At 42.1% G+C, this 17,533-nt stretch carries 11 protein-coding genes; 5 read left to right on the forward strand and 6 right to left on the reverse strand.

Features of this window, described 5'->3' with window-relative positions:
* The first annotated feature begins 300 nt into the window (after positions 1-300).
* The 5 genes from N8A86_RS02785 (at position 301) to N8A86_RS02800 (ending at position 6,880) form a co-directional block, all read left to right on the forward strand.
* A complete protein-coding gene (locus N8A86_RS02785; protein WP_273567690.1) occupies positions 301-2,484 on the forward strand; it encodes a DUF5916 domain-containing protein in 2,184 nt (727 codons plus the stop codon).
* 98 nt (positions 2,485-2,582) lie between these two features.
* Positions 2,583-2,999: a DOMON domain-containing protein gene (locus N8A86_RS21355; RefSeq protein WP_337251725.1), complete on the forward strand. Its 417-nt coding sequence runs from the start codon at positions 2,583-2,585 to the stop codon at positions 2,997-2,999.
* Positions 2,921-4,783 (forward strand): DUF5916 domain-containing protein, encoded by a 1,863-nt coding sequence (locus N8A86_RS02790; protein ID WP_337251726.1) that lies wholly within the window; start codon positions 2,921-2,923, stop codon positions 4,781-4,783. Before N8A86_RS21355 ends, N8A86_RS02790 begins: the two co-directional genes overlap by 79 nt.
* A gap of 70 nt (positions 4,784-4,853) precedes the next feature.
* The gene (locus N8A86_RS02795; protein ID WP_273567691.1) at positions 4,854-6,131 is read left to right on the forward strand and encodes a DUF819 family protein; all 1,278 of its coding nucleotides are present in this window, start codon (positions 4,854-4,856) and stop codon (positions 6,129-6,131) included.
* Between the two features lie 44 nt (positions 6,132-6,175).
* A complete protein-coding gene (locus N8A86_RS02800) occupies positions 6,176-6,880 on the forward strand; it encodes a DUF4369 domain-containing protein (protein ID WP_273567692.1) in 705 nt (234 codons plus the stop codon).
* Between the two features lie 87 nt (positions 6,881-6,967).
* Here N8A86_RS02800 and N8A86_RS02805 read toward each other — a convergent pair whose 3' ends face one another.
* From N8A86_RS02805 to N8A86_RS02830, 6 genes are all read right to left on the reverse strand, one after another.
* Entirely contained in the window at positions 6,968-7,237 is a 270-nt protein-coding gene (locus N8A86_RS02805; protein WP_273567693.1) for a hypothetical protein, read from the reverse strand.
* A gap of 231 nt (positions 7,238-7,468) precedes the next feature.
* A complete protein-coding gene (locus N8A86_RS02810) occupies positions 7,469-8,440 on the reverse strand; it encodes a type I phosphomannose isomerase catalytic subunit (protein ID WP_273567694.1) in 972 nt (323 codons plus the stop codon).
* Between the two features lie 3 nt (positions 8,441-8,443).
* A complete protein-coding gene (locus N8A86_RS02815; RefSeq protein WP_273567695.1) occupies positions 8,444-8,893 on the reverse strand; it encodes a peroxiredoxin in 450 nt (149 codons plus the stop codon).
* A 4-nt stretch (positions 8,894-8,897) separates the two neighbouring features.
* A complete protein-coding gene (locus N8A86_RS02820; RefSeq protein ID WP_273567696.1) occupies positions 8,898-9,305 on the reverse strand; it encodes a 6-pyruvoyl trahydropterin synthase family protein in 408 nt (135 codons plus the stop codon).
* An 11-nt stretch (positions 9,306-9,316) separates the two neighbouring features.
* Positions 9,317-9,835 (reverse strand): isopentenyl-diphosphate Delta-isomerase, encoded by a 519-nt coding sequence (gene idi / locus N8A86_RS02825; RefSeq protein WP_273567697.1) that lies wholly within the window; start codon positions 9,833-9,835, stop codon positions 9,317-9,319.
* 164 nt (positions 9,836-9,999) lie between these two features.
* Positions 10,000-17,445, reverse strand: coding sequence for a T9SS type B sorting domain-containing protein (locus N8A86_RS02830; protein WP_273567698.1), 7,446 nt, complete (start codon positions 17,443-17,445; stop codon positions 10,000-10,002).
* Positions 17,446-17,533: the final 88 nt, after the last annotated feature.

Here is a 17,533-nt window from a genome sequence, read left to right on the forward strand (position 1 = left end):
AATGGACTTCGTTTTTGGAGGTCTAACTTTTCCGATAAAAATACTATTGGAATGGATTAAGAACTAAAAGCCATTTATTTTGCTCAGAGGTGATATAGCCCTTAAATAACTATTTATCGAATTCTGACCGAGCTACAGCTCGGATAATACAAATGAAAATAGGCTTATGAAAAGTCTTAAGAAAGCCCAACGCAAACCCAAGAAATAGAGCGGTTGGACCAAAAAGTTTAGGATAGTTTTAACGATATATTCCCTTAAATTTGATGTTCCAGCTAATTCTTGACCAATGCCTAAATTTTTTTGTGGTTCCCTACTCTTACTTTTTCTTTTTTATCCTTTTCGCAAACAGAGAACAAATCGTTTAACGTCAAGCTGATTTCAGAAACTGTTCAATTAGACGGCGCCCTTGACGAACCTTTTTGGGAAAACGCCGATGGCCCGCACGATTTTCAACAGTATTTTCCCTCCGATAGTATTCTTGCCAAGAACCAGACCGATATTAAAATGGTGTATGACAACACCACTCTTTATATAGGCGTTACGGTCAAATCAATAGGTGACGATTGGGTTATTCCTTCGCTTAGAAGGGACTTTAGAGCCAGTGGTAATGATAATGTAAACCTAGTATTCGACACATTCAATGACGGCACGAATGCCTTCATGTTCGGCATTAATCCGTATGGGGTTCAGCGCGAAGTACTCATTTCTGGTGGTGGTTTAGATTTACGGGGATTCAATACCGCTTGGGATGTGAAATGGAAGGGGGAATCAAAGCGATATAAAGGATATTATACCGCTGAACTTGCCATACCGTTGACCTCATTCAAGTTTAAAGAAGGCGAGACCAAATGGCGGTTTCAATGTTACCGATTCGACATGCAAAGTAATGAGCGAAGTGTTTGGTTCAATGTGCCACAAAATCAACTGGTAATTAGTCTGGCATTCATGGGAGATATGTATTTCGAAAAACCTTTGGGAAAATCGAGAACACCAATTGCTCTGATTCCTTACATCAACGCAATTTCTGAAAAAGATTTTGAAACTGACATCGGCGATAACCGATTAAAAGTAGGTGGTGACGCGAAAGTATCAATAGGCAATGGAATGAATTTGGATGTGACCCTTAATCCTGATTTTTCCAATGTCGAGGTCGATGATATCATTACCAATTTGACCCGTTTTGAAATTGGGCTTCCCGAGCGAAGACAATTTTTTACTGATAATAGCGACCTGTTCGGAAGTTTTGGTGGAAGCCGAGATGCCAACCCATTCTTCTCCAGACGTATTGGTATTGCAAGAGACACGGCCGACAATTCCATAGAAAATCGAATTATTGGAGGCGTACGCCTAAGTGGAAAACTAAACGAAGATTGGAGGCTTGGTTTTCTAAATATACAAACAGACGAAGACATTGAAAATGAAATCGCTTCGAACAACAATATGATGTTCGCCCTACAAAAAAAGGTCTTCTCGCGCTCCAATATTAGCATGTTCCTTATTAATAAACAGTCTTTTAAAGACTATGATTTTATTGAAAGGGAAGACGAATATAACCGCGTAGTAGGAATGGACTACAATCTGGCCAGTAAAGACAATAGCTGGTTCGGCAAGTTCTACCTGCATAAGTCTTTTCAACCTGATGACAAGAAAGGAAATTTCTCTTCAGGTGCTTTTCTAGGACGTAATTCTAGGTATTTCAACTTTTTTCATGACATGGCCTATATCGATGAAGAATTTCAATCCGATCTGGGTTTCGTACCAAGAACCGATATTTTCAAAACGGCCACCTCGGCCGAAGTAGTCTTTTGGCCGAAAAGTAATATTATCAACAACTACAGCTTTGAACTATTTCCGATTCTAACATGGCGGCCAGGACTTGATTTCAAGCAAACAGACCATGATATTATGCTCAATTGGAATGTGAACCTACAAGATCAATCCATGGGCGGTATAGGCTTTACCAATTCCTTTATTTTTCTTACCGACCCGTTCGACCCCACCAATACAGACGGTGCCGTAGAACTTCCTGGAAATCAAGGGTATCATTTTAATAGTATTACCGCAGCTTACGAATCGAATCGAGCCAATGTTTTTGCCTTTGAGGCCGAAACCTCGGTAGGCCGTTTTTTTAATGGCAATCGTTTTTCATTTATGGGAGAGTTCAATTTACGCTTACAACCCAAAGCATTGATCAGCCTTGCATTGAACTACGATCAACTACGGCAACCTGCGCCTTACGCGAGTGCCGACTTATGGTTGGTCAGCCCTAGGTTCGAGTTTACCTTTAGCAAATCACTTTTTTGGACGACCATTTTACAGTACAGTAATCAACGTGACAACTTAGGTATCAACTCACGATTGCAATGGCGATTTGCCCCGTTATCCGATTTGTTCATCGTATACAATGACAATTACTTTGTAAATACCTTTGTACCGAGATATCGCTCCATAAACTTGAAATTCACCTACTGGCTGAATATTTGATCGGGGGTTCGACTAAACCCTTCCATTACATTAAGATTTAAAAATTTAGGTGTTTTCATTGGTGAATCACTTAAATTTACTTTTTAGACTCGCGACCAATGACAAAATTATTTTGGGGTATTGTATGCATATTAGCTACCTCAGCTTTATTTGGTCAAACCCAACCACGATCGTTTACCGTAAAGTTCATTTCAGAGCCCATTGTTGCGGATGGAATTTTAGACGAACCCATTTGGCAAACCGCCGAAAGTGCCAACGACTACTGGCAGTATTTTCCAACAGATTCTGTCCGGGCCGGACAGCAGTCCGAAGTCAAGATATTATATGACGACAAAAACATTTATATTGGTGTAAAGGCGAATTCCGTCGGGCAAAATTATGCATTGACATCCTTAAAAGGGATTTTAGGGGAGCGGGCAACGACAGTTTCTCGGTCATGTTCGATACCTATAGCGATGGACAAAATGCTTTTCTATTTGGCATCAACCCCTATGGTGTGCGTCGAGAGGGATTAGTTTCCGGTGGCGGGAACGATCGTATGCGAGACTACAGTTTGTCATGGGACGTGAAATGGAAAGGCGACGCCAAAATGTACGAAGATCATTTTACAGCCGAGATGGTCATTCCGTTAACATCATTAAAGTTTAAGGAGGGCGCTACCAAATGGCGATTCAACAGTTATCGCATCGATACACAATCGAATGAGCGCAGCTCATGGGCTAGAATTCCTCAAAACCAACTTATTTTCAGTACCGCTTTCATGGGCGATATGGTCTTTGAAAAGCCCTTGGGGAAATCGCGGACGCCTTTGGCGATCATCCCCTACATCAATGCGCTGTCCCAAAAGGATTTTGAAATAGACGAAGGCCTGAACAATTTAAAGGTCGGTGGTGATGCCAAGGTTTCTATCGGCAACAATTTGAATTTGGATGTAACCATAAATCCCGATTTTTCGCAGGTAGAGGTCGATGATCAAGTGACCAACCTTACTCGATTTGAGGTTTCGCTTCCTGAAAAAAGGCAATTTTTCATTGATAACAGTGATCTCTTTACAAGTTTTGGTGATCAGCGAGATGCCAACCCGTTCTTCTCAAGGCGCATTGGTATTGCAGTCGATACGGCCGATAATTCCATCGAAAATAAAATTATTGGTGGTATCCGGCTTAGCGGTAAACTGACAAAAAATCTTAGGGTCGGTCTTTTGAATCTACAGACCGCAAAAGATGAGGCCAACGAGATTCCGTCGAACAACAATACCATGTTGGCCTTTCAACAAAGGGTCTTTTCAAGGTCTAACTTTGGTATGTTCTTTATCAACACACAATCCTTTGAAAAAAATGATTTTTTGGATAGGGAGGAAGAATACAATCGCGTATTCGGATTTGATTATAACCTAGCCTCCAAAGATAACATATGGACAGGAAAGGCATACCTCCATAAATCATTTCAGCCAGACGATAGTGAGGGAAACATTTCGACCGGGGGAACACTAAGGTATCAAACAAGAAAATTCAACCTTTTTCTAAAAGGTGTCTCGATTGACGAAGATTTTTCTTCCGATCTGGGATTTATTCGGCGAACCGATATTTTCAAGGGGTTCGTTAGTGCTGAACGGGTTTTTTGGCCCAAGCAAGGCATATTGCAAAATCACAGCTTCCGATTCTCACCGGTCTTTATTTGGAGCCCCAGTTTGGATTTTAAAAATACCGACTATGATTTCAGAACCAGTTGGGAGGCACAATTCAAGGACCAGTCACAATTTAATCTTGGCATGACCAATAGCTACACCTTTCTATTTGACCCATTTGATCCGACCAATACAGACGGGGCCGTAGAATTGCCCGGTGACCAAGGGTATCATTATAATAGTGTTGAATTTGAATATACCTCCGATTTGAGAAAACGTTTTTCATACAATTTGGGATCCGAGATCGGCCGATTTTACAATGGAAATCGTTTTTCTGTAGAAAGTATGATGACCTTACGGTTTCAACCCAAGGTATTTCTTTCGTTGATATTGAACTATGACCAGATAAGTTTGCCCGACCCCTACCCGAGTGCCAATATTTGGTTGATAAGCCCAAAAATCGATATTACGTTCAGCAAATCGGTCTTTTGGTCCACCTTGATCCAGTACAGCAACCAACGTGACAACCTCGGTTTCAATTCGCGCTTGCAATGGCGATTTGCACCCCTGTCCGATCTGTTTATCGTGTACAACGATAATTACTTCGTGAACAGCTTCGCGCCCCGGTTTCGTTCAATAAATCTCAAATTTACCTACTGGTTGAATCTCTGATCCCTAGATATATTCAAAAATACACGCTCCCTGAATTTGATTATATTTGAACAGCAACAACCTTACTTTAATGACAGAGTCCACTATTCCCCAACCATTGATTGCCGATGATACGATAGTTTTTGGATTGTTGGCTTTGTGCCTCGGTTTCGTATTTTACACTTCCTCGATAAATACCGGCTTTTGGAAAAAATTCTACGGCATTGTTCCTACGGTATTGATGTGCTATCTCTTACCAGGAATCTTGACCAGCATCGGACTGATCTCCGATGAGACCTCGAATCTATATTTTATGGCCAGTCGGTACTTGCTGCCTGCGGCACTGGTTCTTATGACCCTAAGTATAGACCTAAAAGCGATTGCCAATCTAGGCTCCAAAGCTTTGATTATGTTTTTTACGGGAACTGCAGGAATCATTATCGGCGGGCCTTTGGCCATTTTGATAGTCTCTATCTTTTCTCCGGAAACGGTCGGAGGTGCCGGACCAGATGCCGTATGGAGAGGACTTTCTACCATTGCAGGAAGTTGGATCGGTGGTGGGGCCAATCAAGCTGCCATGTTCGAAATTTTTGAATACAATCCGGATAAGTTCGGGGGCATGGTGCTTGTCGATATTGTCATCGCAAATCTATGGCTGGCCATTTTGCTTTTGGGAGTGGGAAAAACCAAACAAATCGATAAGTGGCTAAAAGCCGATACTTCCGCCATAGAAACCTTAAAAAAGAAAGTTACGGAACACACGGCCAGAATTACTCGGGTAGCTACGTTGCACGATTACATTGTTATGTTAGCATTGGCATTTACCTCAGTCGGGGCAGCACATTTATTCGGAAATTATTTTTCTGAATATTTAACAAACACCTTTGAGGTCATTCGCGACAAGACCAAAATATTATCTTCCTTGGGGTCAAGTTTTTTATGGATGGTCGTATTCGCAACAGCTGCCGGCATAGCCTTGTCATTTACCAAGGCCAAAAATTATGAGGGAGCGGGAGCCAGTAAAATCGGGGGGATGTTCATTTATATTTTGGTAGCTACTATCGGTATGCAAATGGATCTAAGCAAAGTGTTGGATAATCCGGGGCTCATCGCGGTAGGTCTTATCTGGATTTCGTTTCACGCAGGCCTTTTAATCCTAGTTGCCAAATTGATAAAGGCACCCTATTTCTTTCTCGCCGTGGGAAGCCAGGCCAATGTTGGTGGAGCCGCATCGGCACCTGTCGTGGCTGCGGAATTCCATCCTTCCCTAACCTCCGTGGGAATATTACTGGCCGTTTTCGGCTATGTAGTTGGAACTGCCGGAGCTTATCTTTGCGCCATTTTGATGGAAATAGCCTCGAAGGTTTAATAATCGGTAAACTTTATTGATATTTGCGGCACAAATAATTTTCAATGAAAAAGTTTGCGCTTCTTACTGTTTTATTATCCTTATTTATTTCCTGCGGTGATAGTCATACCGAAAAAACCATGACCGTTATGGGAAAGGTAAAGGGGTTGAAGAAAGGTACACTCTATCTACAAAAACTTCCCGACTCAACCCTGATCACTATTGATTCCTTAGAAATCAACGGAGATGGTAGTTTTCAATTCAATACTGAAATCGAGAGTCCTGAAATATTTTATCTGTACTTGAACAAAAAGGATAATAACGATATAAACGATCGAATTACCTTCTTCGGAGAACCAGATACAATTACCATCAATACAGCCTGGAACACCTTTGATACCAATGCCAAGGTCATGGGATCAAAAACCCATGAAAAATTCGAGGAATATCAAAAAGTGATGACCCGGTTCAATACCAAAAATTTGGAATTGATGAATAAAGCCTTTAATTCTGAAACCGCTTTGGACTCGACGGAAATAGATTCGATACAACGCCTGAGCGATAGAAATATGCAAAAAGGCTATGCCTTTGCCGTCAACTTTGCGTTGAATAATAAAGACTCATACATAGCCCCGTATATAGCACTTTATGAAATATCAGATGCAAATAAAATATATTTGGACTCTATTTATAGTTCGCTCAGCCCAGAAGTAGCTGGTTCCAAATACGGCAAGGCCCTAAAAAATCATTTGACCAAATTGACGGAATAGCCAAGACCAACAAATTAGCACCAAGAAATACTGTATAGAAAAAGCCCGTGATCACGGGCTTTTTCTATATGATATTCGAATAAGGTTTTATCCCAATTTATTTAGGTCATTCACAAGACCTGTCGCTTTTTTCTCCAATTCGGCACGCACTGCATTTAAATGCGCTTTCCTGTTTTCAACCTTTCGTTGGTTGACTTTCGCAATAAGGTCATCAAAAGTTGCAATAGCACCATCTATAATCTTAGCACCTTCTTTTGAGTCTTGCTTTCCATTGGCTGCCTCAACAATATATACCGCTTCAATGATATCGCCCAATACGTAATTTATATCTTTTTTTAAATCCCGAATATTTGCCATTTTTAAAATGTTTTTTGCAAAAGTAAGTTTTTAAACCATTTCACCTACATCAATATGTATTTTATACTCCTGCCACTTAGAAATCCGGGGATTTTGGGAATTTTATTTTTTTCTTTCTCAAGGCATAATTTTCAAGCATAGCCGTAGCTACGGTTTAAAATTTTAACACGGGGAAAGGGAAAAAGAAAGACACAAAAACTTGGGTTTCTAAGTGGCAGAAGTATACTTCTATTATATCGTAACCTCCAACAATTTAGCATCATTTGTCTTTAAACTTAGTTTGGTCGAATTCGCTGAAATCAAAAGAGTTTCACCCTTTTCGATAAAAGCACTCCCGAAATCATTTTCCACCGTCACGGATCCGCCTACACACATAAAAATGGTAAACGAATCCCTTTGAGTAATATCAAATTCAATATCCTTTGTCAGATTCAAATAATCGGTCTTGAAATACGGGCAATCGACCATGGTATTCGTTGTGTCCGATCTGTTTTTATAACTAATCTTAAAGTCGTCCTTTTTCTTATAATCTATGGCATCCAGCGCCAGCTCAGTATGTAATTCACGATAGTTGCCATGCTTATCCTTGCGGTTAAAATCGAATACCCGATAGGTAATATCAGAAGTCTGTTGAATTTCCGCTAACATGACACCGGCACCTATCGCATGAATTTTTCCGGTGTTTATAAAAAAAGTATCCCCTTCCTTTACTTTTTCGTAATTCAATAAATCCAAAAGGGTATTCTCTTTTAGACTGTTCGCGTACTCCTCTTTGGTGACATCCTTGTTAAAACCAACAATGAGATCGGCATCTTCATCGGCATCCATGATGTACCACATTTCGGTCTTTCCGAAAGAATTGTGCCGTTCTTTGGCCAATGCGTCATTGGGATGTAATTGTATGGAAAGGTCTTGCTTTGCATCAATGAACTTGATAAGAATGGGGAACTCTTTACCAAAACGCTCTACTACGCTCTTTCCCAAAAGTTCTTCGGCCCTTTTATCGATCAACATTTGAAGCGACGAACCGGATAGTTCGCCATTTGCAACAACGGATATATCTCCCGCTACGGTAGAAAGTTCCCAGCTTTCTCCCGTGATATCAGACGTTATCGGCTTACCCAATACATCTTTCAGTTTGGTGCCGCCCCATAGGCGTTCTTTCAAAATAGGTCTGAATTTTAAAGGATAGAACTGGTTCATAAATTACTGTTTAAGGGCTTGCAAAGCTTTTTTAACATGTTGAGAGGTATTCATATTATTAAAAACCATTATCAATTTGCCTTGTTTATCGAATACAAAGGTCTCCCTTCCAGGCAGCAAATTAAAAATTCGATTTTCAACACCGAACAATTTTCGGGTTTTTTTATTCGGATCGGATAATAATACAAATGGCAAATCATAGGTTGAGGTAAATTTACGGTGCATTTTTGCCGAATCTGAACTAATTCCGACGACCTCAGCCCCTAGATTGGTAAAATCCTCATAACTGTCGCGAAAGTTGCAGGCTTGTTTTGTGCAACCTGGGGTATAATCTTTAGGATAGAAATAAATGACCACAGGTTTCTTACCATGAAAATCAGAACTCCGTAAAGTATTCCCAGTTTGGTTCTTCAACTCAAATTTAGGAAGCGGATCGCCAATTTTTAGTCCCATCGATTTAGCCCGAGTAGGTTACAAAATTACGCGGGGTTTCGAACAAGACAACCTCAAGTTCTTTCGAGGCACTGATATGGGGTCGTAATTTGTTCCAGATAACGACCGCAATATTTTCCGCTGTAGGGTTCAAGTCTTTGAATTCTGGCACCTCAATATTCAAATTTTTATGATCCAGAGCATCTTCGACCTTATCTTTAATCAAGTCTTTCAATACTTTCATATCCATAACAAAACCCGTTTTCGCATCGATTTCACCAGTAACGCTGACTACCAATTCATAATTATGCCCGTGAAAGTTGGGGTTGTTGCATTTACCAAAAACCGTATTGTTCTTCTCATCGCTCCAGTCAGCACAAAATAATCGATGAGCTGCGTTGAAATGGGCCTTTCTACTAACTTTTACCTTCATTGTGATACGCCTTATTGTGTGATATGATCGTAGAATTTATCGAAAATTAATTTGAACCATTCCGTGTAGCGTTTTGGATTCTTCTCGATATCGGACTTAATATCAACGGGCAGCATCCATTTCCAATCGGCGACCTCGTCACTATTAATTTCAGGAGCCTTATCATAGGTACCCACCATTACGTGATCCAGTTCATGTTCGGTTAGGCCGTTGTCAAAGGGGGCTTTATAGATAAACGAAAACAGTTCTTTTAAATCTGTCTCAAAGCCCATTTCTTCTTGCAGTCTTCTTCGACCGGCTTCAAGGTTACTTTCACCGATGCGCTGATGGCTACAACAGGTATTGGTCCACAACAATGGGGAGTGGTATTTGCTAGACGCTCTTTGTTGCAGCATGGTCTCTCCTAAATCGTTCATTATAAATACCGAAAACGCCCGATGAAGTACGGCTTTTTCATGAGCCTCCATTTTGGGCATGATACCCAGAACTTCATCTTTTTCATTTACCAATATCACTTCTTCTTCCTTCATAGTGTAAAAATAAGGCCTTTGGTCAACTTTTGAGTCAAGGTATTATAAATAATCCCTATTGTACATCATGAATAGTGTTAATGACAGAACCATAAATAAGAAACTCCGGTAGGATCTTCCATTTTTGAAAAATACAATACCGGAGTTTTGCCATAGAGATATTTTTAGTTCAAATAGAGATGCCCTGAAAGTTTTTTAGAAGACCCGTCGGTATCCGTATATTCAAAAAGATAAAAATACGTTCCTGTAGGCAGTTTATTTTCCTTACCTCCAACTGGCCTTACCTGCGAAGTACCATCAAAATAGTTACCCAATGTGTTATATGATTCGGTATAGTAAATTAGAATTCCCCAGCGGGTGTAAATTCGGAGTTTATTTTCCGGCCGTACCTCTAGACCGGTAATGGTCAGTATGTCATGTACACCATCGCCGTTCGGGGTGACCACGTTGAATACCTCTACCTCATCGATTTCAATCGGTAGGTCGCTATCTAAATAATCGGGTGTACCATCACCATCAAAATCATCGTTGGCGTAATTGCCATCTTGATCCATATCCTCATCGATCGTATCTATTCCATCATCATCATCGTCCGTATCCCTATAATCGGACTCATCGTCTCCATCAGTATTCGGAAGGTCATTAATAGGATTGTCAATTTCATCGTTCACGTCGATATCTATTTGTTCGGCACCTTCATAACCATCGTTCAAACCGTCATCGTCTTTATCCGAGCCGATAAATGTCACATCAGCAACGCCGTCATGATTAAAATCATGACCCTCAATGTTGTCAGGTACATTATCATTGTCACTATCGGAATCCAAATAATCAGGTAAATCGGTACCATCGGTATTCACGGGAATGATACCGATATTGCCATTGGCCTCATATGCATCATCAAGGCCGTTTGCGTTTCCATCGGTTCCACTTGGTGGAATATATCCAGAAGTTGCTTGTGCCTCAACATTGTCAGGAATACCGTCATCATCGCTGTCGATATCCAAATAATCGGGATAACTATCGCCATCCGAATCGGTTGGATTCGTAGAAGGATCATTATCACCATCAGCATTCAAATCCTCAAAACTATCCAAGATACCATCATCATCGGCGTCTATATCCAAGGGGGTATCGTCAGTTGCATCCCTAAAATCAACATCTCCCCCTGTGTTGGCATCATTGTCTATATCCGGAAGAATTACCGTACCTGATAACGGATTATCAATTGTTCCTCCAACATCAGTGTAATCGGGAGTGGCGTCTGTGGCATCGTCAAGGCCATCATTGTCAGTATCGTTTCCGGAAAGTGTAATCGCTGCTTCCGCAGTGTCATCGGCCCCTTCGTTATCTGAATCGATATCCAAATAATCGGGATTATCGACTCCATCGGTATTCGTAGGAACCAAACCGGCGGTATAAGATGTGTCAACTCCATTGGCATCTATACTCCCTGAAGGGGCAACGTAACCTATTGTCGTTTGCGCTTCAACATTGTCAGGAATACCATCACCATCGGCATCTAAATCGAGAATATCATCAACCCCGTCGGCGTCGGAATCCAACATCACATAATTTACCGTCTCCCCGTCTGGGTCGTTCTGCACGGCATCAGGTACACCGTCTGTGCCGACTGTTCCATTTACGACTCCATTTGTATGAGGTTGACCATGACCGACCTCAACGGCATCGAAAATTCCATCATTATCACTATCCAAGTCAAAGGCGTCGATAACCCCGTCGTTGTCAGTATCCATACAAGATGAAGGATTCGTGACGGTAACACTAACAAAATCGATATTTGCACCTGAATGGAAACTTGGCCCAGGGGCATCGGAAGTCAATCGCACCGTAGTTTGTTCTGTGGTCGCAACGAAAGTACTCTCATAGTAAAACCAGGTATTTGGACCGCGAACACCAGCTATGGGACCTTGAGCCAGAGTGGTTTGACTATCATTAAAAATCGTGGCACTTGAACTATCGATGACATCTATTTGTAAATCAACCGTGGTGCCTGATAAGTGACCATAATCCTCCCCCCAATACAGTGAAAGGGTGTAGGTATTTCCGGGTACTGTATTGATTTCCTGACTGAATTCGTTCATTACGCCACCTGACCTTGTTGCATTTCCGATCAGATCCATGTACTGTCTACCATGAAATGCCGGGGCCCAAGTACCTCCGTCAACCCAAGCATCCATATTTTGGGTGTAATCCCAAGCTGAAATTTGGTCTGTGTTCAAATCTGCTCCAATATAGGCCCCATTATCACCTGCATTGGCATACGTTGCGGTATTGGTAAAATCGTCTCTTTCAAAAGAAGCGTTCAGTATCAGATTGCCACAACCTTCATCGGTATCTAAAATACCATCATTGTCATCGTCCAAATCGACGATATCGGGCATTCCATCGTTATCATTATCGGGGCGATCGTCCGATGCATCCCTAAAATCGACATCGCCTCCAGTGGATGCATCATTATCTTCATCAGGTAGCATAATCGGGGCGTTTAGTGGATCGTCAATAATTCCACCTGGATCCGAATAGCCACTTAAATCATTGTCCGACCTATCATCTAAACCGTCATTATCAATGTCGGCACCGGCAATCCATTTTAAGGCTTCCTCCAAATCGGTTCGGGAATCATTATCGGAATCGGTATCCATGTAATCAGGATTATCAGACCCGTCGGTATTAGTGGGGGTTATTCCTGCAGCATAGGCCAAATCAACTCCGTTTGCATCTACGGTGCCGTTAGGTGCTATATAACCAATCGTTGTTTGTGCTTCCACATTATCAGGAATTCCATCACCATCGGAGTCTAAATCGCCAAAGTCTGACATGCCGTCTGCATCATCTGAACTTTCTGAAACGGTATAATTAACAATTCCGTTATCAGGGTCTGCCTGTACGGCATCGGGTACACCGTCAGCACCTACACTTCCATTTACTCTTCCGTTAGTTTGTGACTGCCCATGACCTGCTTCCACAGCGTCATAAATTCCATCGTTGTCGGTATCCAAATCTATCGGATTAGGATAGCCGTCCTTATCACTGTCCAATACATAAATCTCAGGATTTATATAATTCGTAGTACAGCGAAAATCAAGATTATGTTCTCTTCCGGAGGCCGCTACGGCAGGTATGATAGTGGTAATACCAGCCCTGAAACGAATCTCGGATCGGTTTTCATAATTTATACCAAAATTGGCCTGTGGATTGGTATTGCCTGCTCCTGTGTACTCCGTCGTTCCACCCGTGGCTACGATCCAAGGAAACTCATAGGAAATCGATAAATCCGTTGGATTAGATACTATATAATTCGTCGGATTCTCTACATAGATTTCCTCACTATAGTCTACATTGCCATCAGTATCATTGATGTTTATAAAGAATTTCGGAACCGTTACCGGAGTCGTACCTCCAGAATTCACGAACTGCATACGATATTCAATATACCCTTCCTTACCTACATTCGAAATATCAAACGCCGTTCGCGGCCTAAAGGCCTGTGCTTCTGAAGTATTATTATCTATGTCTGCCACGGAAGCATTGAACGTCTCTACAATAGTCACCAAGGCATCGGTACCCGATGTTATATTCGAAAATCTGTAGACTGCCCCCTGCTGTAATGCGGTGCCGGACTCAAGCGACGATGGAGTACTAAAATCGAGAATGGTCTCACCAGTACAATCTGGTTGCGTGTTTCCTACAATAACGTTTAGTTCTTCGGAATCCAAAAGGCCGTCGTTATCGTCATCAAGATCTATGGCATCAACAATGCCGTCAGTATCGGTATCCAATCGGTCATCCTGTGCGTCCCTGAAATCGACATCGCCACCTGAATTGGCATCTTTATCCGTGTCCAATAGAATTATCGCTCCTGAAAGTGGATCATCTATTGTACCACCAACATCGGAATAATCTGCTGTTGCGTCAGTGGAGTCATCTAGGCCGTCATTATCAGCATCTGAATTTAACAAAGTAATCTGTGCTTCTAAAGTATCGTTTCCTCCCTCGTTATCGGAATCCAGATCCAAATAATCAGGGGCATCTGCACCATCGGTATTTGTTGGGTTTATTCCTGAAGGATAAGCAGTATCGAAACCGTTGGCATTTACCGTACCGCTTGGGGCGATATAACCAATGGTTGTTTGTGCTTCCACATTGTCGGGAAGGCCATCTCCATCGGCGTCGAGATCCAAAAAGTCAAATAGCGTATCGGTGTCATCTGTACTTTCTGCTACGGTATAATTAACCAATCTATCATTTGGATCAACCTGCACAACATCCGGTATACCGTCAGTGCCTACTGAACCGTTAACCCTACCATTGGTTTGAGGCTGTGCATGGCCAGCTTCAGCAGCGTCAAATATGCCATCATTATCAGCGTCTAGATCAAGATAGTTAAATACTCCATCTAAATCGGTATCTAAATTTTCGCAAGTGGAAAAGCGAATAGTGAAATCATCCCATACCGAAAAATCCGCTGCATTATCATCAATATGGCCATAAACATAGGTTCGAATGGTGTAGGTGGTATTCTCATCTAATTTGATAAATTCATCTCTACTTTGAGTTAAACGATCTCCTGGTAACAAATCAGTATAACTACTATTCACATCAATATCAATGGAAAGAATATCATAAGAAGTAAAACCATCACTAGAAATCAGGGTCGCGATTTGGTAAGAATCACCTACAGTAGGTTCGAACCAACCCGTGGCCAATTCTGTGATTACCGGTTGCATCAAGTTAGTGCCTGTAGTAAACGAGACTTCAACATAGTCATTCGCAGCAAAGGCCTCACTGAAATTATTAGCATTTATATTTCTTAATTCTACTTGTTGTGCTGGAGTACTTGCAGTAATTCCACTAAATGAGATATCAGTATTGGTAACAACCAACCAATCCGTTATGCTAGGGTTTTGCACAAAATCTAAACTTAAATTTCCTGGTGGTGTATTCAGGGTCCATGAAATATAATCGTCATCAATACACTCAGCACCTTCATCCGTATTCAAGATTCCATCATTATCAATATCATAATCCAAAAAGTCAACAATACCATCACCGTCGGTATCAGGTCGATCTTCTATATCATCCCTAAAATCGACGTCACCGCCCGAGGAAGCGTCGCTATCCAAATCGGGAAGTATTACGGGTGCGGTCAATGGGTAATCTATGGTACCTCCAACATCCGAATAATTCCCTGTCGCATCGGTTGCGTCGTCAAGACCGTCGTTATCGGTGTCATTACCTGAAAGTGTTATTGCGGCTTCAATCGTATCATTGGCCCCTTCGTTGTCCGAATCTGTATCCAAATAATCTGGGTTATCCGTGCTATCTGTATTTGTGGGTACGATTCCCGAGGGATATGCTGGATCTACTCCAAAGGTATCCACCGATCCACTTGGCAAAAGATAGCCTATCGTGGTTTGCGCCTCCACCTGGTCAGGAATGCCGTCACCGTCAGAATCCAAATCTAAAAAGTTATGGATGGTATCGGAATCATCGGCGCTCTCACCGACAGAATAGTTAACCATCCCATCATTTGGATTCGCCTGAACCAAATCGGGAATGCCATCGCTACCAACTGCACCGCTAACAATACCATTGGTATGTGCCTGTCCGTGGCCAGACTCTACCGCGTCCAACATCCCATCATTGTCACTGTCCAAATCAAAAATATTGATGACGCCATCGGCATCAGTATCCAAACTGCAAAATACGGGTTGGGTGAATCTTGTAGAAGAGTCTGTAGGGTATTCAAAACTAAGGACAATACGACTCACTTGCCCTTCAAAATAAAACAGAATGGATCCAATAGGGTCATCGGCAGGGTCATCACCGTCAGAGTCTACGGCGTCTGCCACGAATAGATTTCCCGTTTGGGTTATTATAGAACCTACTTGCGTAACACCTTCTGTTGTAAGGTCGTAAAGCACATTATTTTCATCATAGACATCAATGGTGCAACGTGTATTATTGTCGAAGTCTGTCATCTTAAAGCTGACCTTCGCTATCGGAATACTAAAGGTCGAAGTCAAACTACCTGACTGACCAGCATCGCCACGCAGTCTTATGGATGGGCCATTCAGACCGGCATCATATCCAAAAATCTCAACGTTATCAGGATTATTCAATGTATAGGTCAAATCTGTACCGTCTATCGAATAGGTATCATCAACAACATTATTTCCTATTCCTATCGTACCAGAGATGTTAGAATCCCTGCACCCATCGATACTATCGGGAATCCCGTCGTTATCGTCATCAAAATCTACCCGATCTCCAATTCCATCCATATCATTGTCTGTGGCCAAACCTAATGTAAAGGAACCTCTATAACTAATTGTGTGGGCGTCAACGGAAATATAATAGGTATTACCGGCTATAAGGCCGGGTACTCTAAGGTTTACATCTTGGTTGGGAAAGGCGTAGATTGCACTGGTGACCTCAGTAACCCCGTCACCCTCCCAAAGCGCTATCAACGTTCTTGTCTGGCTTCCCTTGGCGCCCCCAATATCAACTGTTATGTTCACTTGATTGGTTGCTGGGGCAACAAAGTAGAACCATCGATTTGCACGCGGTCCACCAACACCCCAAGCACTACCTGGGTTTAAATCTGGTGAAGCACCCAAAGTATTGTAAGCCGCATCGGCGGAAGAAGTATTTATTAGACCGGTAACATCAACTGCCCCTTCATACATATCGTAATCAACCTGATCTTGAAGACAAAGCGTAAAAGAACCTTGTCCCGCATAGGAATCCACTGAAATATAATAGGTAGAACCGGGAGTCAAGCCCAAATAGTTCGCATCTACGTGAGATCCTGCAGAGTCGAACCTATCACTGGCAAGTTCTGTAACGCCATCGGCTTCCCAAAGTGCCAACTGCGTAAAGCGTTGTGTACCCAAAGGATCACCGGCACCCCCGCCCCTTCTAACAATGACTCGAATCTCCCCCGAAAGAGGGGCATCGAATCGAAACCATCGATTATGTCTGGGGCCACCAGCAGACCATTCACTGGCGCTGTTTCGGTCCGCCGAAGCACCGTACGAATTATATGCGGCATTCGCGGAACATCCGTTTATAAAACCTGTAATATCCAAGGCCCCTTCGTAAAAGTCATAATCCATTACATCCTCCAAACACAGAGCAAAAGTACCGGTGGTAGATGAACCATGACTATCTACTGAAATATAATACGTGCTTCCAGGCGTAAGACCAACATGACCTATATTGACATTGTCATATTGTGTATACCAATTTTCGCTTCGTATTTCAGTTAGTCCGTCAGCTTCCCAAAGTGCAATCTGTGCGTATCGAATTGCACTTGGGGAGGTACTTCTACGAAGTCTAATATTAATTTGTCCATTGGCAGGTGCCACAAAACTGAACCACACGTTATTATCTACCACCCCACCGTTCCATTCACTTCCTGCATTGCCATCACCTGTAGAGTTTACGGTCGTATAGGCGTCATCAGCCGAACAAGAATTGATTAAGGAGGAAATATCAATGGAATTAACGAAATCATCGTTCGCAGGTTGGGCAAAAGATAGTTGGGCACAACTTAGCAAAGCAATGAAAAGTAACATTTTCATCGCTCCGGATAGAGGTTCGGTTTGGTTAGTTTTATTAGGGGGCATAGGCTTTTCTATGGCAGTCCAATGGGGCTTTTATTCATATATA

It is taken from the genome of Maribacter halichondriae (assembly GCF_027474825.1).
GTDB classification, from domain to species: Bacteria; Bacteroidota; Bacteroidia; order Flavobacteriales; family Flavobacteriaceae; genus Meishania; species Meishania halichondriae.